The following is a 19,558-nucleotide window of genomic DNA, read 5'->3' as shown; positions in this document are numbered from 1 at the left end:
ATGCCACAAATAGTATTTTTACCCCATGAAGAGTTATGTCCAGACGGTGCCGTGGTTGAAGCCGTTGAAGGTGAAACGGTATTAGATGTTGCTCTACGTAACGGCATTAACATCGAACATGCTTGTGAGAAGTCTTGTGCGTGTACGACATGTCACGTGATCATAAGAGAAGGTTTTGATGAGCTTGAAGAGAGCGATGAGTTAGAAGATGACATGTTAGACAAGGCGTGGGGCTTAGAGCCTGAAAGTCGTTTATCGTGCCAATCTAGAGTTACTGGTGCAGATCTTGTGGTCGAGATCCCTAAATACACGATCAATATGGTGAGTGAAAGTCATTAACCTGATTTATTAAGTTAGTTATTTTCATGGTTATTTTCAAAAGATCAGTCCTAAATGGCTGGTCTTTTGTACTTTTGTATTAGGATCCTATAATTTATCAATGAACTTTAGTCAAAAAAGGCGCTAACTATGCCTCTTAAATGGATCGATTCACTTGATATCGCAATAGAGTTACTTGAAAAATTCCCTGATGTTGATCCTGAATCTATTCGTTTTACCGATCTTTATGAGTGGGTCTTGGCTATTGATAGTTTTGATGATGAACCGAGTCATTGTAATGAAAGGATATTAGAGGCGATACAAGCTTGTTGGATAAGTGAAGTATAGATTACGAATATTGTTGAGATTCAATGGCTAGATAAATATTTTTTAAAACATATTTATTGAGTAATTCTTTAAATGTGACGTGTGTCACTGCGCAGTTCTTCATTTTTTAGATCTTGATCTCGTGAGTTCGCCGCTAAGGGTAGGATTTTGACACGAAATCTCGTATAATCCGCGCGAATTCAAAAACCTGTTTATTAAAAAGGAAGCTTTTCATGGCTATCGAACGTACTTTTTCTATCATTAAGCCTGATGCTGTTGCAAACAATAACATTGGCGCTATTTATAACCGTTTTGAAACTGCTGGTCTGAAGATCATTGCATCTAAAATGGTTCACCTAAGCCAAGAACAAGCTGAAGGCTTCTATGCTGAACACAGTGAGCGTCCTTTCTTCGGTGCACTTGTTGCATTTATGACATCTGGTCCTATCATGGTTCAAACGCTTGAAGGCGAAAACGCTGTACTAGCTCACCGTGACATCTTAGGTGCTACCAACCCAGCTGATGCAGCGCCAGGTACAATTCGTGCTGATTTTGCTGAAAGCATCGATGAGAACGCAGCACATGGTTCTGATTCTGTTGCTTCTGCGGAGCGTGAAATCGCTTATTTTTTCAGTACTGAAGAGCTTTGCCCACGTACTCGTTAATTTTCGAATACAGAGTGTAAAACATGTAAGTCGATAAAAGGAGCCTATGGCTCCTTTTTTGTTTTCTTAACTTATTGAAATTAATTGCTTTTATGATTTTGGTGTCCACGTGTTGTCCACGACTGTTAGGGCCCCACAAAAAAACCGCCATCTTTGACGGTTTTCTTATTTCAATTGAACTCTACTTAAAGCCGGCTACTGTTTGATTGAAAATATCAGCATCCATCTCGATACCAATAAATCGGCGCCCTAATTTTAATGCTGCTTTACCCGTAGATCCACTCCCCATAAAGCAGTCCAGAACAATTTCATTTTCACGACTACTAGCCTTAATAATATGCTCGAGCATCGGTGCCGGCTTTTCGCATGGATGTTTGCCTGGATAATAGGGTACTGATGCAAATGACCAAACATCGGTAAACGGTACCTCTTTCGTCACCTTAAACGGCCTTTTAAGTGATTGATACTCAGCTTTCAAATCGTCGTACTGACGAACAAGCGTTAAGTAGTCATTATTTAAAGCGGTAAATTGACTGGTTAATTCTTCATGTGAAACGTCAAGCGCTGTGCGTTCGTATTGCCCAAACAAATCCTGCAGTTGTGTGTATTGTTTTTCTGATGGTAACTTCCACTGTGAAGCACTAAACCAATGAGACGACATCTGTGTGCTGGTGACTTTATTAATTTCTTTAGCAGGCACATTCAATCGCTCTTTCGCATTTTTGAAGTAATTAATGAGTGGCGCGAATACTTCACCTTTTAAGTCCTGGCATTTAGCATGATAACGAGAGGTGCCCTTAGCAACACCTTCTGCCCCATAATGGCCACACATGATAATTCTCTCAGTTGCCGGAAAGAATGTACGCAGAGACTCTTTGCAAGCACGATTCCAAGGGCCTGTAGGCTTTGTCCATACGATATGACTTAACACTTCAAAGCGTTGTTTGAGTAGCATCTCTGTTTCTGCACCAAGACGAGAACTGCAGAACAGATAGAGCGTGCCAGATGGCTTCAAGACGCGCCATAATTCTAATGCCACATTATCAAGCCAGGATAAAAACTCGGCTTGCGTGGCCCATTGATTATCCCATGCGTCACGCTTTACTCTAAAGTAAGGGGGGTCGGTGACAATGAGGTCAATACAACTATCAGGTAGCGCTTTTAGCGCCGTTAAACAATCATTGTTGAGGAGCGTTAATTTCTTTTGCATTACTGTTATTTCCAGTATGGACACTCTGGGTGTTCTGGTCAGTAATAAATTTGCAGCGTGGGCATTTTATTGTGATGTGGCCATATTCGATGTAACACAGCTTTTTGTTACATCGAGGACAATGTACCGATTGCATGTAATCGCTCAATATACTGTGTAAAAATACAGTATATCAAGTTATCTAATTTTGCACAGTAACTTAACTAGGCATACGTACAGAAGGAGAAGCTCTGCTGAAACTTTAGCAAGGAAAACTAAAAATACTCTCCGGGTGAATAGGTATTAATCGTAACTCAAAAATGGACAGAAACGTTTTAGAGCATTGAGCCTAATTGAGCTGATATTGATTAGAAAAAGTATCTGAATTTACCTGAAAGTTCTAATTAGATCCTCTCCCTTTTTCCCTGAAAAAAGGATGGGTCGGTATTCATTATGCCTAACCTATTTAGGTGCTCTAAATGAACCAGACTATGCGGAGCGGCATGCAGGTGGCTAGATACCTACGGCTACCCGATTAAGTATCCGTGTCATGAATTACCATCATGTTTTTTAAGATTGTAATTAGAACCGCTACAAGTTCGTAAATAACTAGAAATGCGATACTTGCTACAAAAATTTCTAAAGTTGAAAATAGCTTTTGTTTTAGATAATCAGATGACAACTCAAATAAGCTCAAGGTTAAAGGGTAGTCTAAAGTCCTGAGATACGGTAATGCGACAATAAAGCATAAGCAAACAACAAGAATTTTTACATCCCTCTCTAAGCTTCCGATGAATCGAGAGAATTTTTGGCTAGTTTTCGCTTTTTGCTTAGTATCTTTAGATGAACCTGACAAAACACTTACGACGATTGAAGTGCAAGCTAGGACACCACCTAAACAGGCTCCTAGTACCGGTGGTAATGAACGCTCTAATATTTGATATGAGTCAGCCTCGACACTAGAGAATACCAATGCTAATAAAGCTAACGCTAATAAGTACAGTGTTGTTTTCATTTTTTAAATGTGTACCTATCCCTAATCATTTCGACTATTTCAGCAATATCTTGAGGCTTATAGTTTTCCAATTCAAGCTCTGTAATATTCCCATCAATTAGAAGTAACTTAGCACGAGTCTTACTCCCAATATTTTTATATTTATCTTTGTATGACCTTTTTCCACGGATATTCCAAGTTCCAGCACCATCTTTAACCCAGTCTATCATTGCATTTAGCCAACTAGATGGTTTTAAATTAAGGTTTCCATCAGGGTTCTTGAATACAGGCGAAAATTCAGAAGCATTGGTTTCTTCAACTACCTCATGAAGAAAGTCACCTATTTCTTTCTTTGTACTACCAAATAAATTAGGTGCTGCAAGGTTAAATTTGACTTCACTAACGTACTCAAAAGATTCAAAGGTTTCCCAAAAAGCACTCTCTACTGTTTTAGGGTGAACATGAGCTCGAAATCCATGCTCCGCGAGGGTTAAATTATTCGATATGTTTGAAAACGCTTTCGCTGCAACATTAGCACTACTAAAAACAGATGTTTTGTTTTCAACAAGGATAACTTGTTCACTTCTATCCCAAAGCCAAACTACAGGTGGAAAATCGTCTTCATTATGTATCTCAAAATTACGGTCATGTAGTTTAACATTTGATTTTCTGGATATAACTCCAGCCATATAGCCATTTACATGGTCGTTTATATAAACCTTAATAGAATATTCATCATTTCTTTCTTTGGAACTATCCAAGGCCTTTTCAAATAGCTTTATATCTCTAACTAGACCTTTTTCAGTAAACAACTCTTCATCCATTGGTAGTAGAGATACCAGTAATACATTCAATTCCATATTCTGATACAACTCCATAGTAGATTGAGGATACTTAACGGCTTACTCAATAGATGCATAATAACGTTCTTGGCTGTTTGATTATGTAGGAGAGATTATCATCTACAACTCATTGGAATAAAGGGTTTTTATTGAGTAAATAAAACTTAAAACGGGCAGATAAAAATATAAGTGGGTGTTAATGAGGCCTGCATGAGTTTTAAGGAAGGCAAGTTGTGAATTAGCATTAGTTTTGTTACTGCCAGCCTAAATTCGCAACGGACCTATACGTAGTCGCTTTAACGCATTTTGGGGCATAAATGGCTTAGAGTGGTCACTTTAATCTGAATCAACAGGAGCGATTAAACTCAAGTTAAAGAGGGTTTAAATCTATTCATAAACTAGATTTGAATGCTGGTAGGGTATGTGAAAGCAAGTTACCTTCTCTCAAAATCTCGCCACGTACTATATTTTCCGAAACCAAGCGACGCGCTACAATTAATTAATGTTACAACATATAATAGAAAGGCCCATAAGGGCCTTTGACTAGCCTCTCGCTTGTCTCCCTGGCTCATCCTCGGTAACTCGCCAACGCCAATAAAAGTCTGAGCGAACCCAAACCACATTATCTGGCGTTGCTATTTTAAATGCTTTTAAAACTGCTTGTGAAAGAACTAAATTTCCATCAGCATTCTCTTTAAGAAGTTCCTCGGCTCCAGATTTGACGATGTAATCAACTACATCATCTTGATAGATACAGTCTTCTTTCTGAAGTTTTATCAACATCCAGTCTGATACATCAGTAGGAGTCATATTAGTCTGCCTTTTGAGCAGCCAATTTTAGTGACTCTTCAGGAAATAGGCCCATCTCAAGTTTTTTACCAGCAAACCACTGTGCCTTATAATTACCTTTAAAGCCTGCTAGTTGAATAATTTCTTTAATTGCCATATCTGGTCCGCCGCTAACGAGTGTCACAACGTTACCGAGTTCATATTTGGGTTTTCTTTCTTTTGTCATCATGATTATCCTGTTTTGAAGGTACAAACAAGACATGAGGGTATTAGTTTATAATTCAATGGCATAAAGTGATTAATGTTTGCAACGTGATCTTTGTCACGTGTTGAGGGGGGGGAAGGTGAGAGAAGATTAGAATCTAATCAGTTGTAGAAATAAATGTCGTGTCTATGGGCTTACCGTGCAAAGGGCAAGAGCAAATATATTTTAAGTGTTCGATTAAGCATGTTTTAAATCTAGTTTAAACATTCTGTCTCAATCCTCTCTAACTTTTTTCTCAAACTGTCCGACTTAAAAATATCAAATTATATCTTCGTAAGTCTCAAACCAACCGAACTCAGATCTCAAACCTCGCGGCGCGCTACAATTAGATCGATTAGGAAAATTTGGTCAAATGGTATCTATCATAAATCATAGGAACAACAGCTCTAAATCGAAAAGGGGCATAAATGTGTTTGGGCGAAAGGCACACAATCTTTCTATTGCTAAATTCCGTGGCTTTTATTTTGCAAAACGATGATTAGTTACATTAGAGTTTAATTGTGCAACTTTGTGCAGTTCCAGTTTTTGCTAATATGCTCTGTAATGCCCGTCTCTTCTCGATCTTTGCGATCACTCACGATCTTTTTTACTTCACTGTTTTTTATCTACACCCCACGGAAAACAGAGGGTTTTATAATACTATCAGCTAGTTAGAGCGTTTAAGTTGTGTGGGTTTGATCTTCCATTTCTGCACAAAACTGCAATTTCTTGCACACTTGTGCAGAAATATACAATCTGTTTTACCCTATTGCAGCCCATACGGGGTGTGGCTTAGCGGCTTTTTGCATGGCAAAATATTTCTGCAATTTTTTAGTATAAAAGCCCGCAGCTTTGGGGGGGGAGTTGTGCGGATTCCGTGGGTTTTACGTGGCTCTGTAGATTCCGTGGGATGAAGCGGTGTGCTTCGCTATGATGATTTCATGCTTTATTTGATATGACGGCACACAAACAATTAGGCACGCTGTAGAGCGTGCCTAATTCGTTTAAAGACTGGTTTAAATAAGAGGGGAGAGCGTGGTTTGCAGTTGCTTGGCTGTAGATGATTGCCCGGTGAAGTCACCAGCTTGAAGTGGGGCGCTGGTTGGCGTTCCTGACTTGCTAGAGGTGTGTGTGTGACTGCTGGCCGTCTTGGCCAAGGTTTCAACCACAGACATGATCTGCAATAAGAGTTGATAGATGTTGGTGTCTTTGCTGCCAGCCCAATGAGTTTTAGCAATAGACTGCCTGAGGTTAGCAACGGTCTCAAGCAACGAACCGTTCGCTAACAGCTCATAGTCCTTGTCTGTGCCAAGCTGCAGCCCTGACAAACCAAGCAAGGATAAGATGTTAGCCTGAATAACACGATGCCCTAAGCTGCTTTCAGTATCATGCCCATCAACTTGCCTCGTATGCTCTCCTAGCGTCTGATTAAGGTGATCGGTATTCAACGTCATTCCCTGACTAATGAGTGCGATTGCCTGCTCTGAATGAAGTTGCTGACTGCCGCCAGAGTCGATTCGATGGAAGCCTTCATTAAACTGAGTGAGATGGTCACCATAATCCACGCCTGGCATTGACCAGTTCAGCCCCAAGATAGTGCGCACAAATGGCTGATGGGTATGGCCGAACGCAAAGCCCAGTTCAACCACACAATCAGTTTGAGGGTAAGCAAATTGGCCTTGGCCATGATGTGTTGCACCAGGTAGTGGAACATTGCGAAACACCGGCACTGCTGTGTTATCGCTGCCATCAGGATTAAGCAGCTGCACATCAACCCCAAATGCGGGCCGATAGGCAGTTTGGATATGTCCTGGTGAAACCGCTTCGCCAATCGCAACCACGCGGCCCAGTAGTGCCAAATGGGTCAATGATGCCAATTCTGGAAACTGTTGTTTCATAGCGCGCTGGGGGGCACCCTCCTTTTGTGCCATTGCAGTGTTAATTGGGTACCGTCAAACAGCACGTTCCCCACTCGTTGCCCGTTGAGCATACAATCAGGGCGCACGGCGGGCAGCATGGGGATCTGCACTCCAGTCGCTACTTTCTCGCCAGAGTAAAGACGTGGGTCTAAGTCTATAGGGCGTGTTGCCCAATGGCATTCATCCCAATCACCAAGCCAGATAGAACCATCTGGCTGACTGAACCAGGTATAACGCTTGATAGCGAACATAATGCCCAGTTGAGCCATCAGCGCGTAGCCGGTGCCGGCGTGAGTCATGTTGGCTATCTGCTTAGCTGCATCGATGTCACTGCAGCAAAACACCAACCCGGTTTGAGCCGTTATGTTATCGAGTAAGTGCTGTAATGTCGGATGCACCATTGAGATTGGTAAGGTGCTGGCGAGGATGGCGGCAGGTTCACGTATAATTGCACGATGATACACTGCAGTCATTTGTTCCGTTGATTCGACAAACCCTGTAAACCAAGTGCGTACTTCATCATATCCAAGTTCGATTGATAGCAGCTGGCCAACGTTTAATGCTGTGGTCGCCGTGACAACTGCTCGTCCAGCGGTGTTATTGCTGAGCATTGCTTTGATGCTGGCTATGGGGGTGACTCGCTCACCTTGTCTTAATTGTTGATGTAATCTCACAGCGCCACCTTATTCGACCTAATCAGTGCCTGTTGAAACTGGGCTTGATCGACTTGCTGGGCAGAGCTGCTTCCTCTTTGCGTACGACTCTCCTGTTGCTCTGCGACACTCTTTACCTCACGTAAGGTAAAACTGATATTCCATGCCATTAAATTGATTTGCTCGGATAAACTGAGAGTGCCTGCAAATTTGACCTGACGGCACTTGATGATCCTTGCTGTGCCGTTGCCAATACGAAATACTTTTCGACTGCCGTCTTTTTCTGTCATGCGGCTCAGCTCAAACAGTCGCGCGGCAGTTGCCTCGTTGGTGTAGCTCAGTTGTCCAGAGACTTTGAGCTCCATGGCTTTCACTCCTTCTTCGGCACTGTCAGCCATAGCACTTCGACCTGAAACATCGGTATCGGCGAGGGTTTGTGACACACTGAGCGTCATATTATCCAGAGGGATCCCTTCGCCATCGAGCGTGAGCATAATGGTCATAGGCTTTCAAACTCCGCAATAGGGGTTGCGTTGATGATGACGCAGGCCACAAAATAATTGTGCGCCGGCAAGGTCATTGAAGCGATGGATTGCTCAAGCTGTACGGCATTCCCTGCCGATTTCCACGACCACAATTCATGTGTGCCTGGAGCTTGATCCAATATGGCTTGATGATGCTGTTTAGCCGTGTCGATTTTATGTTTAAGTTTGGCCAATTGTTCTGCTATGGGGTTAGGTTCGGCAGCAATAGCGTCTAGTGCAATTGTGCTGTATTGCTGTTTACGGCTAAACACGCTGTGGTGATAGGGCATTTTTCGCCAATAGTTGCTCTGTCTACTTGGCTGCAAAAAATTATCTTGCTCGAGGAGCGCTTTGATTCGAGCAGCCTCGCTATTCCACCAAGAGAAGCCGTACTCATCCTGAAATCCTGCTAGTTTTCGAGACAAACCATGAAGATCGTGAGCAAAAATAGCATGCATGTAAGCATGCCATTGTCCCGCAGGAATACGCACACTGTTAAAGGTGTGTTGATGGGAGTTGATGAGTAATATTTGCATTGTTATATGTCTTAATTAATTTTACGCAGGATTGACCTACTGAACTGAAAACACTTTAGTGACATAAATGTGTTAGACAGGAGCCGGCAATAGTAGGTCATTGAGCAACTTCTTATTTATAGCTGTAATTAATACCTATGATTTTTAATACTCGTGAATTTTCATATGAGATCCTAAATTTCTTTTTAGATGTATCGGCCATGATCCAATACGCATATATCTCAGAGCCCCTTAAGAGTTCCATATGCTTAGATGTCCCCGCAATGGCATATATTTCATTCAGTTCATCAACAGTGATAAGCGAAGTGATGACTTTAGTTGCACTATCATTTGTTCCTACTACAGCAATTGCGTCATAATTAGACCAAGGTTGAGATAAGGTATATACAGTCGAGCCACTCGACGCAATGACTCCTGACCAAAGAGTGGTTTTACTTACCGTTCGGTTATGGTGCTCGTGTATCGCAGCGGCTTTGCCATTAGCAGCGTTAATACCTGCGGTACCTCTATCATAAGCAGCCTTAACAGCACTTGAAGTTGCATAAGTAGTCGTAGAAGTCGAGCTTACTGATGTGCTAGCTCCCCAGTTATTTACTGCACTTAAGCCCACTTCTGACTTGTTCGCCCAGCGTGTTGCGTAGACAGGGATCCCTGAGATTTGTCCCCATGTATGGCTATGACTTGCGTTTGCTTTGCCTGATGCCAAACTGTAAGCAGAATCTGCGCGCGTGTGGGCATTAATAGCCCGAGTTCGAGCGTCCGTAGCGTGGGCATATGTTTGTTGCACTGCCCCTGCCGTTGCGTACTTCACGTCACTCGTATCCGATACAGAATCAGTGGCTCCCCAGTTATTTACGACACTTAAGCCCACCTCTGACTTGCTCGGCCAGCGTGTTGCGTAGACAGGGATCCCTGAGATTTGTCCCCATGTGTGGGCATGGCTTGCGTTTGCTTTGCCTGATGCCAAATTGTAAGCTGAATCTGCGCGTATGTGGGCATTAATAGCCCTGTTTCTTGCGTCTGTAGCGTGAACATATGTCTGTTGTACCGCTCCTGCCGTTGCATACTTCACGTCACTCGTATCTGTTACAGAGCCTGTGGCTCCCCAGTTATTTACGACACTTAAGCCCACCTCTGACTTGCTCGGCCAGCGTGTTGCGTAGACAGGGATCCCTGTGATTTGTACCCATGTGTGGATATGGCCACTCGGTGGCATAGTAGTTGCGGCTTACCTGATACTTCTGTCCATGATGGCCAGCGAGTTGCTTGCACAGGTATGCCCTTGATCTGTGCCCATTGATGATCGTGCATGACTCTGGCAAATAATGATTCAGCCTGAGAAAGTGACAGTGTCTCAGTGTTGTCCGTTTTAAAAAACGCATCGGTGACACGGCTATAATTGATTTTGTCATTGACCTCATAGCCAATATCGTTAATCACACCCGCTTGGGTGACAAACCAAAAAGCACTGACCAATTGACCATTACCATCATTATCAGTGACGTAAGGCTTAGGGGGATATTCGCCACTGGATGCATCATAGGGCCCGAGATCGAGCACCATGCCTTGACCAATGGATATGGCCAAATCTAAACGGCTTTTCAAACCTGCGGTGACCGCTGAGCTCGGCACTGTGTCAGGATTATCATTCGTGTCATCTTGGCTGATTTGAACTTTGGCGATGTACTGCGTATGAGGATCGTTATGCTGCTTATGTTCCTCGAGAGCGTTTGCTGCCGCCTATCAAGCCAACGATCACCTTGACGCTCAGCAAGTACCGCGCAGTAATGCTGTACACCTGCCTCATCAATATAGTCAACGGGTTCATCATTGACTGGATGACGGTTAAATCACTTTCCCATGCGCCGGTCGCAGTACCCGCTTGCCACACATCGATGATAATGAGCGATTTATTTGCATCAGGGATTAATGCCATTACGTCGGTATCGACCCTGACGCCTTTGATATAAGCCACGCCTGGCATGAGTTGATTATCTTGAAAGAGAAACGCATCGCCGACAAAGGCGCTATTGCCGACACTTTGTATGTTCGATAAGCGCTCATCTTGCATCAGGCCTGCGAGCCGCTTGGCATAATCAATGGTCCATGTCCGCTCACTTACACTGATATGAGTTGCCGCAGCTGCGCCACTGTATGGCATGATCATGGTTTTAACGATGCTGTTGCCAGTTTGTCCAGGCGTAGAGGCAAGCTTATCTTCAACGCCCTTATATATCGCCATGGCGATAACATTATCGATACTGTTGATCAGAAACATAGCATTAAAACTAAAGTCGCCCACGCGGGTATCGAGCAGTAGCGCATATGCCACTGCATTGTGATTGATCGCAGTGATTTGGTTTACCTCAAGCTTATGGCGGTGAACCACCCAATCCTCAAGATAGCTTATCTGATCGCGGTCAACGGGCTGTTCAGGATCTAAGCCTGGAATGTTTGCCAGAATAATGGTGTCGAGAACGACTGCAGTTTTGTTGAGCTCACAATGTTGGCGGTATTGTTCAAATGCAGTGGGTATGATGTTTTGACTCATCGAACACTCTCGTTAATTAGCGACGTAAACGTCATGGGTAAAATGGATGCATCCGGCATAGATCTGTATCGATGCGTGGTGGGTGACTTCATAGCGATAGCGGCGGCAGGTGCGGCCATAGAGCTGAATAATGGTTGCGACTAGCGCTTGGTTTTCGCTGATAGCGTTATCGGATAGTTCAATGGTGATCACGTCCCAATCGGTATTGGGTTGGCGTTGCTTAATCGTGACGTGCCCCAAACCTAGGCGCTCAAAGATCTGTTTAAACCCGATGGCGCTGCCCGCATCTTGGTAGTTGGCCCAAGCGTATTTCACCCGCGTTCTAAATAGTGCATCTGGCTCTTGATACAGTTGTTTCACCCCCCGCTCCCAGGCGAGCAAATGCAACACTTGGATATGACAGGTCAAGGGATCTTGTTGCGATAAGGGAAACAGTAAAACTTGTGTTAACTTTTGCCAAAACACTCGCAACCCTCTAATTAAAAACATCGGCTCCTTAGGTGTTAATGGCAAGGTTTCACCGTCCATCCACCATGGGGCTTTTGCTAGGGGGACAGTAGGGGCATAGTCGTCATGCTTCATGGTGAGCATTCTCAAGAGTAAGAGACTGTAAAGCGGGGATGTTCATGGTGCTTATGATGTCGTCTTCGACAAAACGTAGACCGCCTAAGTGAGGCATCGTTGTGACATTCAGCAATGAGCTGCGACAAGCTAAACGTACTCATCGGCCACACTCTGCTAATGCTACTGAGCTCACCGTGCTGGCGAAAAGCGGCGTGGATGCGCAGGGTTATATCATCTGATAATTGTGCGACATGTAACGCTGTCGCGGTGGGTGCTGGCCAGTATGAAGCCGTTAATGCAATAGGTTGGCTTGGCATTGCCATGACACGCATATCATCGCCGTGGCCGTGATAGCCCTTTGCGATATGAGCGTTTGCGGCATCAATGCTCGCTTGTGGCACATCACCCACATCGGCAAAAATATAACAGTTTGCGGTACCAGGCCCCCGGGGCGCATCATGCTCAAAGTAAATATGATCAACACGCACCCCTGAACTATTGGCGACAATATCTCGATACACGGCATCAATGTGATAATGACCGGCAGCGCCGTAACGGTTACGAATACGCAGTGACAGTGCGTCATCCGTTTCTTCATCTGCACCAGGCTGCGTTATCCAATCGGGCTCATTGCTGACAAAGGCTATGCCCTCAATGGGGACACGCAGCCGGTTAAAGTATCCTGCAGAGAGGTTATGGTTCTGGCCATTCACTGTGGCCATACAATCAATCAAGCTTGAGGGCTGCTCTGCCGTTATTTGGGTATCGTGCAAGGTTATTAATGACAACACCACACCGTTAATCGGGGCCGTGTCGATAAGGGTATTGGCTGAAACCATGATAACGGCAGTGGGCTCCAATTTTGTGAATAGCACCCGCCCCAATGTGGACTCGTCTTGGTGACGTTCAAGTCCAATATCACTGGCTTTTAAGTCTAAATAAATCTTCTTCGCTGTCGCCACAAATAGGTTTGGCAATACATGTTCAGCAACCAAGGTGTTGGTTAACCACATCGTTGGGGTGACAACCACGGCTTTTACCAGTCTCCACCAAGGTGACATGGCGCGATCGTTCGCTATTTGACTGCCAGCAGCGGTAACGGCCTGCGCTAACCTCTCGGTGATATCCGCATCCGTTGTGGGGACTCCCGATTCAGCTAACACTTGCTTAAAATCCACTTTAGGCACGTTCATTATGCAATTCCAAATTCAAGGTAATAGGCTCACCCGTATTGACGGTAGCTGTTAATTGGTAGGTTTCATGGTCTATTTCATTCACCCAAATGCTGCCGGCTTGAATGCGAAGATCATTCTCAACCAGTAATTCGATTTCCGTTAACACATCGGCACGCTCTGTACGGCTACGATCCCTAGTAATTGACGGCTAAACCCGATTCCATAATCGTGTGTTTGATATCCTGGCTAATGGACAGAGTGTTCATGGTTTGGATGGGCTGACCGCCGTCATCAAGTACGAGGCCACCGTCTTCAATGAGCCAATCAATGTATTTATCCAATGGTCAACATCCTCTGTTCATCAAGCCCCAATAAGCTAAATTCTGATAATGCTTTGTGGATATGAATATCACCGGTTGTCAGTGAGTTAGAGGCGCGTTGTTGCATGCTGTATTTGCGCTGCTCCTCTAAAATACCTTGTTGAGGAACTGGGCTGAGTGTTTGCTTTAAGGATCAAGGTGCTGGATCGTATTAATGGATTGAGTGAGTACCGGTTGAGCCGGCGCGATAGCCGCCATCATTTCAGTGTGATAATCATTATTGCTGACGTTGTGATTAACCGTGGGCTGAATGCTTTGCACCTTGTTTACATCTTTGATAACAGGGCTTGCCGATACGATATTTTCCATTGGGAACACGGGCTGAGCCAGAGCCGGAGCTTGTGCAACTTCGGTGTTATTCTCATTATTGTTGTACTGATAATGAATAATGGATGGGATACTTTGCACCTTGTTGGACTCTGCCACTGTGGGGCTGATAGCAGCAGGTGTTTGAGTTGGTATTAATGGAGATAATACCGGCTGGACACTTTGCACCTTGTTGGACTCTGTCACCGTGGGGCTGATAGCAGCAGGTGTTTGAGTTGGCATCAATGGAGATAACACCGGCTGAACGCTTTGCGTCTTATTGCTGTCAGCCACTATCGGGCTAGCAGGCTCTAGGGTGATGGTGGAATCATCACGCACGAGGGCGTCGATTTTAGGCAGTTCTATTTCAATGCCAGGGATCTTATTGAGCAGTGAAATAACACCGTTAAACAGGTTCATCAGTCGCTCACCGATGGCGCTGAAGAAATCCCCAATCATGCTGCCGACCATCATACCGGTAGAGGCAAAACCCGCGAGTTCATCATTGGCATACTGCAGCGGCGTTAACCATCCGGTCATCGCTTGCCAAACACCGGTGACACAATCCCAAATCCAGCTAAATACGGCGCCCAGTGGTGCAAAAGCATCAAATAGGCCGGTTGCCCGTAATCCTCAACAAAGCCACCAAAAAACGCTTTTATCGGCTCCCAATAGCGCATCACCATCATGCCGCCAATCGCTAATCCCGCAACCAATAAGCCTATCGGGTTTAGGCTCATCACCAGGTTTAACATGGCTTGGCCAGCGGCTAATGTTTTCGTGACGGCGGCTTGGCGAATACTGGCCAGTGTTAAGCCTTGCAGCATCCGTGTCATTGAGGTGTATCCGTTACTGACCGTCATCTGCAGCGTGATTAATTGCCCATAAGCAAAGAGCTGGGCCCGAGTCGATAAGGTTTGTAGCCATTGGGCACCGGTCAGTAATTTCGTTTTCGCTGTACTCAGTACATTGGCAAGCGTGTAGCGCCCAGTGGTTACCGTGAGGGTTGATAATACCGATTGGACTAATGTAAGTACGGGCGACATGGCTGTCATGCCAACACGCATCATCGCAATACTGGCGCTACCAAGACTAATGGCGGTGGTGAACGCGGCGATAACCAATACGGTAGCAATCACTGCCGTGGTTAACTGGGGAAACGCTTGGGTAAAGTCATTGATCCAATCAATGCCGGTAATAAGTGCTGAGCCCACAACGGTCACAACGGGCATGACTGCCTGACCAATATTCTCACTAAAGGCAGTCCAACTGCCTTGGAGTTGTTTAAGCACATCGGTGTGGTGCGCGGCCATGGCATCAAGTTCGTTAGTGCCATTGGATAGGTTCATTTTTGACAGTGAAGACTCGAGCTTGTCACTCTGTCTTAGCAAAGTCTGGAGTACCATACCTGCATCACCAGCAGTTTGGTCTAACAACTCAAAGTCGCTACTATTTAGATCGCCAAACTTAGTTTTTACTTGATCTAATATGTCTAGAATCGGCCGCATTTTCCCCTCAGCATCGAGCGTACTAATGCCTAACTCACCTAATTTACTGCCTTCTCGGATAAAGGCTTCATAGAAAGATGATGCATCTCCTTCGCCATATTCAGTCTGTTGGATCACTCCCATAATGGCCATTTGCTCTGGCAGGCTAATATTATAGTTTTTCGCCAGAGAAGAAATAGACTCCATGCTGCCTGCCATTTCATCGGCTGACACACCAAACTCTTTGGCCGCAATGGCAGTCATGTTCGCCATGTTAGAAATGAAATCGACTTTACCGATTTTATCGGCTTCATCTTGATAGGTATGGTACAAGCGGCCAAGGTATTTGCTGACCTGAGCCACATCAGATCGCGTTGCGTTCGCAAGCTTTGCGGTTGCCGATGTGATTTGAGCCAGCTCAGTCTCATTCACATCACCAATGGCGCGTTTCATGGTGGCAGCATGGTTCACAAATTCACTGCTTGTGCCGCCAAAGTCTTTGGTGAATTGCTGGGCAGAGTCACGAATTGCGCCCAGCTCACCATCAACGCCTAATGCCTTGAGTGCACGTAAACTGCGCTCAAGTTCGACATTAGGCATGATGGCCGCATAGATACTGGCACCGGCACCCATGGCGGTACCCACACCCGCCACCATATCGTCAAAGTTACCACGCAGCTTTTCTTGAAAGGCAAGGGTGCGTTGATTCAATTGCTCAAGGTTGCCACCAATCTTACCAAGCCCACTGGAGAGCTTATCCTGTAGACTGATCTTAACCTTTAAATCTTCGCTTTTTGCCATTACTGCCCCGTAAATGCTTTGCTTATGCCTATTGCGGTTGCCATGCCCATTGATTGCCAATGATGCTTATCAAGCCACAATGCGGTGGAGGTTGTCGTCTGAGTCATTCTCATGGGGCAAGTAGTGCTGGCGTAGCGCCAATAACTGCCCCAAAGGATTACTCTCTAATGCCTCAACGGAGGCCATTATTTTTTTATGGACACCTCAATGCGTGGTGCAAATTCAGCAATGAGCACTTCCCCCATGATTTGCGCAGCGGCAGGGTTGTCGGCTAAGAACGGACTGAGCTGCGCCTTTTGTTCGGGGTCCACGGTGCTTTCTAATAACTGGGTGACAGCACCGGCAGGGTTTTTACCTGAGCCGTTAATTAACCGGTTATACGCTTGCATGGTGAGGTTAAATGAAAAGTCGATGCCGGCAGCGGTTAAGGTGATTTTTGTCATGATGGTTTCCTCTGTATTTTTAATTCAATCAGCTCAAAAAAGTGCTGAAATTGTTTTTCCATATTGCGGTTAATTTGCTCGGCAAATTTATCCAGATCTTGTTTCTTGCAGTAGTGCTCAGCGACGATACTTTTGAACCCATTCATTTGGTCTTTGTTCTGTTCAATCGCGAGCCGAATAAGCTCCATTTGCTGAGCGTGATGACGAGCAATGGGCACCACAATGGCGATGATGGTGCCCATGACCGCCAATAGCAGACTGATGAAATCAATCAGTGAAATGGTCATACGTTCCCTTTTTTGAAGAGGCTGTTTTTAGGGTTGGCGCCCATCCAAAAATTAACCACCGAGGCGGTAAAACCAATGATTTGGCCAAAAATGAACATGGCCATATCACGGTTCTCTGCGGGGATGGATTCACGCACAACCACATAAGAGATCAAGGCGGTCATCAATAAAAAGGCGAGGGTAAGCACGGACACCATCGGGTGATCTTTATTGTTGAGGCGTGCATCTTGTACATCGTTAATCAATCGTTGTTCACTGGCTGCGGCGGCCTGTATTTCACTTAACTGCAGTTGGATTAATTGTGCCTTGTTCTCAAATTCCAACTTTTGCAGTTCAATTAACAACTCAGGGTGAGCATTGAGCGCATTGGTGATATCGGTTGGGGTCGCTGGCACACCGAGCGCCCCTGCGATTAAGTTACCGACTTTCTCGCCGCTACTGCCTGCGAGTAATGAACCCAGTAATGGCGCGGCACTGCCAATGATGTTTTTTACGCTATCCCACATGGCTATGTCCTTCATATTGCGCTAGCCATTGCCCTGACAGCATTTGCTGCTGATGACGTTTGGCGCGGTTAGGTGTTTGCAGTGCCCAGGTACTGTCCATCATTTCAATGGCGGCATCGGGCCAGCGATCACCCGCCACCGCGTTGAGCATCATCTTGAAATTGGCCAACCCCGTGACGCCCATTTGGTATGCCATCGAGACAAGCACGGCGCGGCGCGCATCGTTGCAATTAGCCAGGGCATTGCAGATCAACGGGTGTCGCTCCATCGCGGATAGTGTTTGCTCGATAAGTGACGTTAACCAGGTATCGCAAATCGCATGGGTGAGCCTGAATTGGTAGTGTTCAAGCGGGGCACCTTTGGGCCCAATGCGAAAACCATCACCAATGGTGGGATAGCCTTCTGTGCACAGATATGGGACGAGCTTTCGTCCCTCTTCAACCTTGAGTAACGTGATGATGTTGGCCATTAGAAGTCCCTCACATCGTCTTTTGATAGGTAATTAACGCCATCAATTTTGATGAAATCGGGGCTTGTCACAAAGCCATCCAATTTGGTTTTGCTCTTATCGGCACCGCCGTTATCGAGGTTGATTACGTCGGTGAGTTTAATTTTCACGCCAAACACTTCAATGTGCTGCTCTTGCTTGAATGCCTTGCCAAAGCAGTCAATATCAAAGGGCTCAATATCACGCCATGAGCCGGCACTTTTGGCCACTTCGGTTAGTAGCGCGAAGTTTTCACTGTCGAGCTCAATACTGACAGCCGCTTCGACGCTGCCACGGGTATAACCATTGGTGACACCTCGCGTCATGGCCACTTGGGTGTTGTCAGTGATTGAAACACTGAGTGTTTCAATCATGATGAGCTTGCCGCCTAAGCGGATATCAAAATTCATTGCACTGAGTTTCATTACGCGGTTGCTCCTGTGTCGCTTAAATCCAGCATCACGCCAATGTCGATGGCCTTAGGTGAGTTCCATGGTTGCACCTTAATAAACAAGCTCAACGTGCTGTTACTTTGCCAAGTCAACCCGATGGCATCGCTTTCTGGCGGACGTATTTCCCCCTCAAACGGGGTGTCACCAATTTTTATCCCCTTGGACATGTCGCGCAGCGGCTTAGCAAAATAGCTTTTGGCGGCAGCGGTACTACTGGCAGAGTTATTGAGGCTACGGTCAGCAATGCGAGGAATGGCCAATAGACGAACGCGGCGCGCCGCTTTCATCAAGGGACGTAAATACTCAATCACCTGTAAGTCACCGCCCTCGGCATCCAAGGTGCGACCATCCGCCCAATAGGTACCTGCGTAATCAGGGAACGTGGCAATGACATTGAAGCGGTTTGTTTCCAGGGCTTGCAAGGTGGCGCTATCAATCTCACTATTGGTGCTATCGAGTACTGCTTGACCTAGGCCAACGAGTGCCCCTGTTTTGACTCGCATCGGACTGTCGGCAATGGTGACATTGCGGTTACACAGTCGCCCGGCTAACACGCCTAAGTTATTGGTGTGGGTTGGCGGGACTAACATGACCGCTTGCGCTTTAATGCCAGTTTGAAGTGCGGCCATTATCGCTAAGTATTGCGCCCATGTTTCGCTGGCAACAGCGGCTTTGCTTTTTGCCGCTGCAGTGCTGAGCAAGCTGCGGGTTTGCAACATGATAAATGTCCAGCGCGCCCACGTTGATACCAGTTGGATATGCAGGGTGTTGGCAGCGCTAATGTCATCTGCAGTGGTAATGGGATCACACACCACAATGGCTTCAAATGAGCCGGTTAACTGCGCCGCTAAGGTGGCTTGGCTAAAGGTTTGGTTTTCAGCCAATGCCCAAATAGCCGCGGTCCAGTTTTGGCCGCCATTGAGTTGGGCGGCGGTGACCGTGGTCTTTAATGGGCTATCGGTGGTGAATAATGTATTGATGTCCGTTTGCGCATTAATGGCTATCAGGCTGCCTTTATTGGTGATGTTAGCCGCACCGATAAACAGAAAGTGACGTTCAATTTCATTGCTTTCGCCTTGGCCTTGGTTGAGTAAACTCACATTGATTGTGGGATACATG

29 protein-coding genes are annotated in these 19,558 nt (G+C 45.6%); 3 read left to right on the top strand and 26 right to left on the bottom strand.

What is annotated here, in order from left to right; genetic code table 11:
• From fdx to ndk, 3 genes are all read left to right on the top strand, one after another.
• The gene (gene fdx, locus HWQ47_RS16810) at positions 1-339 is read left to right on the top strand and encodes an ISC system 2Fe-2S type ferredoxin (protein ID WP_269967213.1); all 339 of its coding nucleotides are present in this window, start codon (positions 1-3) and stop codon (positions 337-339) included.
• 129 nt (positions 340-468) lie between these two features.
• Positions 469-666: a Fe-S cluster assembly protein IscX gene (gene iscX / locus HWQ47_RS16805; protein WP_269967212.1), complete on the top strand. Its 198-nt coding sequence runs from the start codon at positions 469-471 to the stop codon at positions 664-666.
• Positions 667-878: 212 nt separating this feature from the next.
• The gene (gene ndk / locus HWQ47_RS16800; RefSeq protein WP_269967211.1) at positions 879-1,310 is read left to right on the top strand and encodes a nucleoside-diphosphate kinase; all 432 of its coding nucleotides are present in this window, start codon (positions 879-881) and stop codon (positions 1,308-1,310) included.
• A gap of 181 nt (positions 1,311-1,491) precedes the next feature.
• Here ndk and HWQ47_RS16795 read toward each other — a convergent pair whose 3' ends face one another.
• From HWQ47_RS16795 to HWQ47_RS16685, 26 genes are all read right to left on the bottom strand, one after another.
• Positions 1,492-2,520 (bottom strand): DNA-methyltransferase, encoded by a 1,029-nt coding sequence (locus HWQ47_RS16795; RefSeq protein ID WP_269967210.1) that lies wholly within the window; start codon positions 2,518-2,520, stop codon positions 1,492-1,494.
• Complete coding sequence (locus HWQ47_RS28115; RefSeq protein ID WP_442802063.1) at positions 2,489-2,656, bottom strand: Com family DNA-binding transcriptional regulator; 168 nt, start codon at positions 2,654-2,656, stop codon at positions 2,489-2,491. Before HWQ47_RS28115 ends, HWQ47_RS16795 begins: the two co-directional genes overlap by 32 nt.
• Positions 2,657-3,034: 378 nt before the next feature.
• On the bottom strand, positions 3,035-3,514 hold the full coding sequence (locus tag HWQ47_RS16790; RefSeq protein WP_269967209.1) for a hypothetical protein: 480 nt from the start codon (positions 3,512-3,514) through the stop codon (positions 3,035-3,037).
• The gene (locus tag HWQ47_RS16785; RefSeq protein ID WP_269967208.1) at positions 3,511-4,353 is read right to left on the bottom strand and encodes a hypothetical protein; all 843 of its coding nucleotides are present in this window, start codon (positions 4,351-4,353) and stop codon (positions 3,511-3,513) included. The genes HWQ47_RS16790 and HWQ47_RS16785 overlap by 4 nt, the downstream gene beginning before the upstream one ends.
• A gap of 525 nt (positions 4,354-4,878) precedes the next feature.
• A complete protein-coding gene (locus HWQ47_RS16780; protein WP_269967207.1) occupies positions 4,879-5,145 on the bottom strand; it encodes a DUF6953 family protein in 267 nt (88 codons plus the stop codon).
• Position 5,146: 1 nt separating this feature from the next.
• Positions 5,147-5,353: a DUF2158 domain-containing protein gene (locus HWQ47_RS16775; RefSeq protein ID WP_269967206.1), complete on the bottom strand. Its 207-nt coding sequence runs from the start codon at positions 5,351-5,353 to the stop codon at positions 5,147-5,149.
• A gap of 1,031 nt (positions 5,354-6,384) precedes the next feature.
• A complete protein-coding gene (locus HWQ47_RS16770) occupies positions 6,385-7,266 on the bottom strand; it encodes a hypothetical protein (protein WP_269967205.1) in 882 nt (293 codons plus the stop codon).
• Complete coding sequence (locus tag HWQ47_RS16765) at positions 7,263-7,961, bottom strand: hypothetical protein (protein WP_269967204.1); 699 nt, start codon at positions 7,959-7,961, stop codon at positions 7,263-7,265. The genes HWQ47_RS16770 and HWQ47_RS16765 overlap by 4 nt, the downstream gene beginning before the upstream one ends.
• Positions 7,958-8,443 (bottom strand): baseplate complex protein, encoded by a 486-nt coding sequence (locus HWQ47_RS16760; RefSeq protein WP_269967203.1) that lies wholly within the window; start codon positions 8,441-8,443, stop codon positions 7,958-7,960. Before HWQ47_RS16760 ends, HWQ47_RS16765 begins: the two co-directional genes overlap by 4 nt.
• Complete coding sequence (locus HWQ47_RS16755) at positions 8,440-9,000, bottom strand: hypothetical protein (RefSeq protein ID WP_269967202.1); 561 nt, start codon at positions 8,998-9,000, stop codon at positions 8,440-8,442. The genes HWQ47_RS16760 and HWQ47_RS16755 overlap by 4 nt, the downstream gene beginning before the upstream one ends.
• A gap of 112 nt (positions 9,001-9,112) precedes the next feature.
• Complete coding sequence (locus HWQ47_RS16750; RefSeq protein WP_269967201.1) at positions 9,113-10,216, bottom strand: hypothetical protein; 1,104 nt, start codon at positions 10,214-10,216, stop codon at positions 9,113-9,115.
• The gene (locus tag HWQ47_RS16745) at positions 10,123-10,632 is read right to left on the bottom strand and encodes a hypothetical protein (RefSeq protein ID WP_269967200.1); all 510 of its coding nucleotides are present in this window, start codon (positions 10,630-10,632) and stop codon (positions 10,123-10,125) included. The genes HWQ47_RS16750 and HWQ47_RS16745 overlap by 94 nt, the downstream gene beginning before the upstream one ends.
• A gap of 79 nt (positions 10,633-10,711) precedes the next feature.
• Positions 10,712-11,551 (bottom strand): phage tail-collar fiber domain-containing protein, encoded by an 840-nt coding sequence (locus tag HWQ47_RS16740; RefSeq protein WP_269967199.1) that lies wholly within the window; start codon positions 11,549-11,551, stop codon positions 10,712-10,714.
• 12 nt (positions 11,552-11,563) lie between these two features.
• Positions 11,564-12,133: a phage tail protein gene (locus HWQ47_RS16735; protein WP_269967198.1), complete on the bottom strand. Its 570-nt coding sequence runs from the start codon at positions 12,131-12,133 to the stop codon at positions 11,564-11,566.
• Between the two features lie 11 nt (positions 12,134-12,144).
• Complete coding sequence (locus tag HWQ47_RS16730; protein WP_269967197.1) at positions 12,145-13,308, bottom strand: baseplate J/gp47 family protein; 1,164 nt, start codon at positions 13,306-13,308, stop codon at positions 12,145-12,147.
• Positions 13,295-13,492, bottom strand: a complete 198-nt coding sequence (locus HWQ47_RS16725) for a DUF2590 family protein (RefSeq protein ID WP_269971775.1) — start codon at positions 13,490-13,492, stop codon at positions 13,295-13,297. Before HWQ47_RS16725 ends, HWQ47_RS16730 begins: the two co-directional genes overlap by 14 nt.
• On the bottom strand, positions 13,485-13,631 hold the full coding sequence (locus HWQ47_RS28110) for a DUF2590 family protein (protein WP_443020099.1): 147 nt from the start codon (positions 13,629-13,631) through the stop codon (positions 13,485-13,487). Before HWQ47_RS28110 ends, HWQ47_RS16725 begins: the two co-directional genes overlap by 8 nt.
• A gap of 165 nt (positions 13,632-13,796) precedes the next feature.
• On the bottom strand, positions 13,797-14,516 hold the full coding sequence (locus HWQ47_RS16720; RefSeq protein ID WP_269967196.1) for a hypothetical protein: 720 nt from the start codon (positions 14,514-14,516) through the stop codon (positions 13,797-13,799).
• On the bottom strand, positions 14,513-16,264 hold the full coding sequence (locus HWQ47_RS16715; RefSeq protein ID WP_269967195.1) for a phage tail tape measure protein: 1,752 nt from the start codon (positions 16,262-16,264) through the stop codon (positions 14,513-14,515). Before HWQ47_RS16715 ends, HWQ47_RS16720 begins: the two co-directional genes overlap by 4 nt.
• Positions 16,264-16,371, bottom strand: coding sequence for a DUF6890 family protein (locus HWQ47_RS28105; protein ID WP_443020098.1), 108 nt, complete (start codon positions 16,369-16,371; stop codon positions 16,264-16,266). Before HWQ47_RS28105 ends, HWQ47_RS16715 begins: the two co-directional genes overlap by 1 nt.
• 78 nt (positions 16,372-16,449) lie before the next feature.
• Complete coding sequence (locus tag HWQ47_RS16710) at positions 16,450-16,707, bottom strand: putative phage tail assembly chaperone (RefSeq protein ID WP_269967194.1); 258 nt, start codon at positions 16,705-16,707, stop codon at positions 16,450-16,452.
• Positions 16,704-16,994: a hypothetical protein gene (locus HWQ47_RS16705; protein ID WP_269967193.1), complete on the bottom strand. Its 291-nt coding sequence runs from the start codon at positions 16,992-16,994 to the stop codon at positions 16,704-16,706. The genes HWQ47_RS16710 and HWQ47_RS16705 overlap by 4 nt, the downstream gene beginning before the upstream one ends.
• Entirely contained in the window at positions 16,991-17,500 is a 510-nt protein-coding gene (locus tag HWQ47_RS16700) for a hypothetical protein (RefSeq protein WP_269967192.1), read from the bottom strand. The genes HWQ47_RS16705 and HWQ47_RS16700 overlap by 4 nt, the downstream gene beginning before the upstream one ends.
• On the bottom strand, positions 17,490-17,969 hold the full coding sequence (locus HWQ47_RS16695; protein ID WP_269967191.1) for a glycoside hydrolase family protein: 480 nt from the start codon (positions 17,967-17,969) through the stop codon (positions 17,490-17,492). The genes HWQ47_RS16700 and HWQ47_RS16695 overlap by 11 nt, the downstream gene beginning before the upstream one ends.
• Entirely contained in the window at positions 17,969-18,412 is a 444-nt protein-coding gene (locus HWQ47_RS16690) for a phage protein (RefSeq protein ID WP_269967190.1), read from the bottom strand. The genes HWQ47_RS16695 and HWQ47_RS16690 overlap by 1 nt, the downstream gene beginning before the upstream one ends.
• The gene (locus tag HWQ47_RS16685) at positions 18,412-19,557 is read right to left on the bottom strand and encodes a DUF2586 domain-containing protein (RefSeq protein WP_269967189.1); all 1,146 of its coding nucleotides are present in this window, start codon (positions 19,555-19,557) and stop codon (positions 18,412-18,414) included. Before HWQ47_RS16685 ends, HWQ47_RS16690 begins: the two co-directional genes overlap by 1 nt.
• Position 19,558: the final 1 nt, after the last annotated feature.

The organism is Shewanella sp. MTB7, from assembly GCF_027571385.1.
Taxonomy (GTDB): domain Bacteria; phylum Pseudomonadota; class Gammaproteobacteria; order Enterobacterales; family Shewanellaceae; genus Shewanella.
Note: the sequence above shows the minus strand (reverse complement) of the source record. Positions and strands in the feature narration are given on the sequence as shown.

What these genes read in the sequence shown, in the direction of transcription:
- HWQ47_RS16730 (WP_269967197.1), bottom strand. Translation starts at nt 13,308, where the DNA reads ATGAACGTGCCTAAAGTGGATTTTAAGCAAGTGTTAGCTGAATCGGGA.
- HWQ47_RS16795 (WP_269967210.1), bottom strand. Translation starts at nt 2,520, where the DNA reads ATGCAAAAGAAATTAACGCTCCTCAACAATGATTGTTTAACGGCGCTA.
- HWQ47_RS16770 (WP_269967205.1), bottom strand. Translation starts at nt 7,266, where the DNA reads ATGAAACAACAGTTTCCAGAATTGGCATCATTGACCCATTTGGCACTA.
- ndk (WP_269967211.1), top strand. Translation starts at nt 879, where the DNA reads ATGGCTATCGAACGTACTTTTTCTATCATTAAGCCTGATGCTGTTGCA.
- HWQ47_RS16790 (WP_269967209.1), bottom strand. Translation starts at nt 3,514, where the DNA reads ATGAAAACAACACTGTACTTATTAGCGTTAGCTTTATTAGCATTGGTA.
- HWQ47_RS16775 (WP_269967206.1), bottom strand. Translation starts at nt 5,353, where the DNA reads ATGATGACAAAAGAAAGAAAACCCAAATATGAACTCGGTAACGTTGTG.
- HWQ47_RS16780 (WP_269967207.1), bottom strand. Translation starts at nt 5,145, where the DNA reads ATGACTCCTACTGATGTATCAGACTGGATGTTGATAAAACTTCAGAAA.
- HWQ47_RS16695 (WP_269967191.1), bottom strand. Translation starts at nt 17,969, where the DNA reads ATGGCCAACATCATCACGTTACTCAAGGTTGAAGAGGGACGAAAGCTC.
- HWQ47_RS16700 (WP_269967192.1), bottom strand. Translation starts at nt 17,500, where the DNA reads ATGTGGGATAGCGTAAAAAACATCATTGGCAGTGCCGCGCCATTACTG.
- HWQ47_RS16750 (WP_269967201.1), bottom strand. Translation starts at nt 10,216, where the DNA reads ATGCCACCGAGTGGCCATATCCACACATGGGTACAAATCACAGGGATC.
- HWQ47_RS16705 (WP_269967193.1), bottom strand. Translation starts at nt 16,994, where the DNA reads ATGACCATTTCACTGATTGATTTCATCAGTCTGCTATTGGCGGTCATG.
- HWQ47_RS28105 (WP_443020098.1), bottom strand. Translation starts at nt 16,371, where the DNA reads ATGACTCAGACGACAACCTCCACCGCATTGTGGCTTGATAAGCATCAT.
- HWQ47_RS16740 (WP_269967199.1), bottom strand. Translation starts at nt 11,551, where the DNA reads ATGAGTCAAAACATCATACCCACTGCATTTGAACAATACCGCCAACAT.
- HWQ47_RS16685 (WP_269967189.1), bottom strand. Translation starts at nt 19,557, where the DNA reads ATGTATCCCACAATCAATGTGAGTTTACTCAACCAAGGCCAAGGCGAA.
- iscX (WP_269967212.1), top strand. Translation starts at nt 469, where the DNA reads ATGCCTCTTAAATGGATCGATTCACTTGATATCGCAATAGAGTTACTT.
- HWQ47_RS16755 (WP_269967202.1), bottom strand. Translation starts at nt 9,000, where the DNA reads ATGCAAATATTACTCATCAACTCCCATCAACACACCTTTAACAGTGTG.
- HWQ47_RS16715 (WP_269967195.1), bottom strand. Translation starts at nt 16,264, where the DNA reads ATGGCAAAAAGCGAAGATTTAAAGGTTAAGATCAGTCTACAGGATAAG.
- fdx (WP_269967213.1), top strand. Translation starts at nt 1, where the DNA reads ATGCCACAAATAGTATTTTTACCCCATGAAGAGTTATGTCCAGACGGT.
- HWQ47_RS16690 (WP_269967190.1), bottom strand. Translation starts at nt 18,412, where the DNA reads ATGAAACTCAGTGCAATGAATTTTGATATCCGCTTAGGCGGCAAGCTC.
- HWQ47_RS16735 (WP_269967198.1), bottom strand. Translation starts at nt 12,133, where the DNA reads ATGAAGCATGACGACTATGCCCCTACTGTCCCCCTAGCAAAAGCCCCA.
- HWQ47_RS16760 (WP_269967203.1), bottom strand. Translation starts at nt 8,443, where the DNA reads ATGACCATTATGCTCACGCTCGATGGCGAAGGGATCCCTCTGGATAAT.
- HWQ47_RS16785 (WP_269967208.1), bottom strand. Translation starts at nt 4,353, where the DNA reads ATGGAATTGAATGTATTACTGGTATCTCTACTACCAATGGATGAAGAG.
- HWQ47_RS28115 (WP_442802063.1), bottom strand. Translation starts at nt 2,656, where the DNA reads ATGCAATCGGTACATTGTCCTCGATGTAACAAAAAGCTGTGTTACATC.
- HWQ47_RS16710 (WP_269967194.1), bottom strand. Translation starts at nt 16,707, where the DNA reads ATGACAAAAATCACCTTAACCGCTGCCGGCATCGACTTTTCATTTAAC.
- HWQ47_RS16720 (WP_269967196.1), bottom strand. Translation starts at nt 14,516, where the DNA reads ATGACCGGATGGTTAACGCCGCTGCAGTATGCCAATGATGAACTCGCG.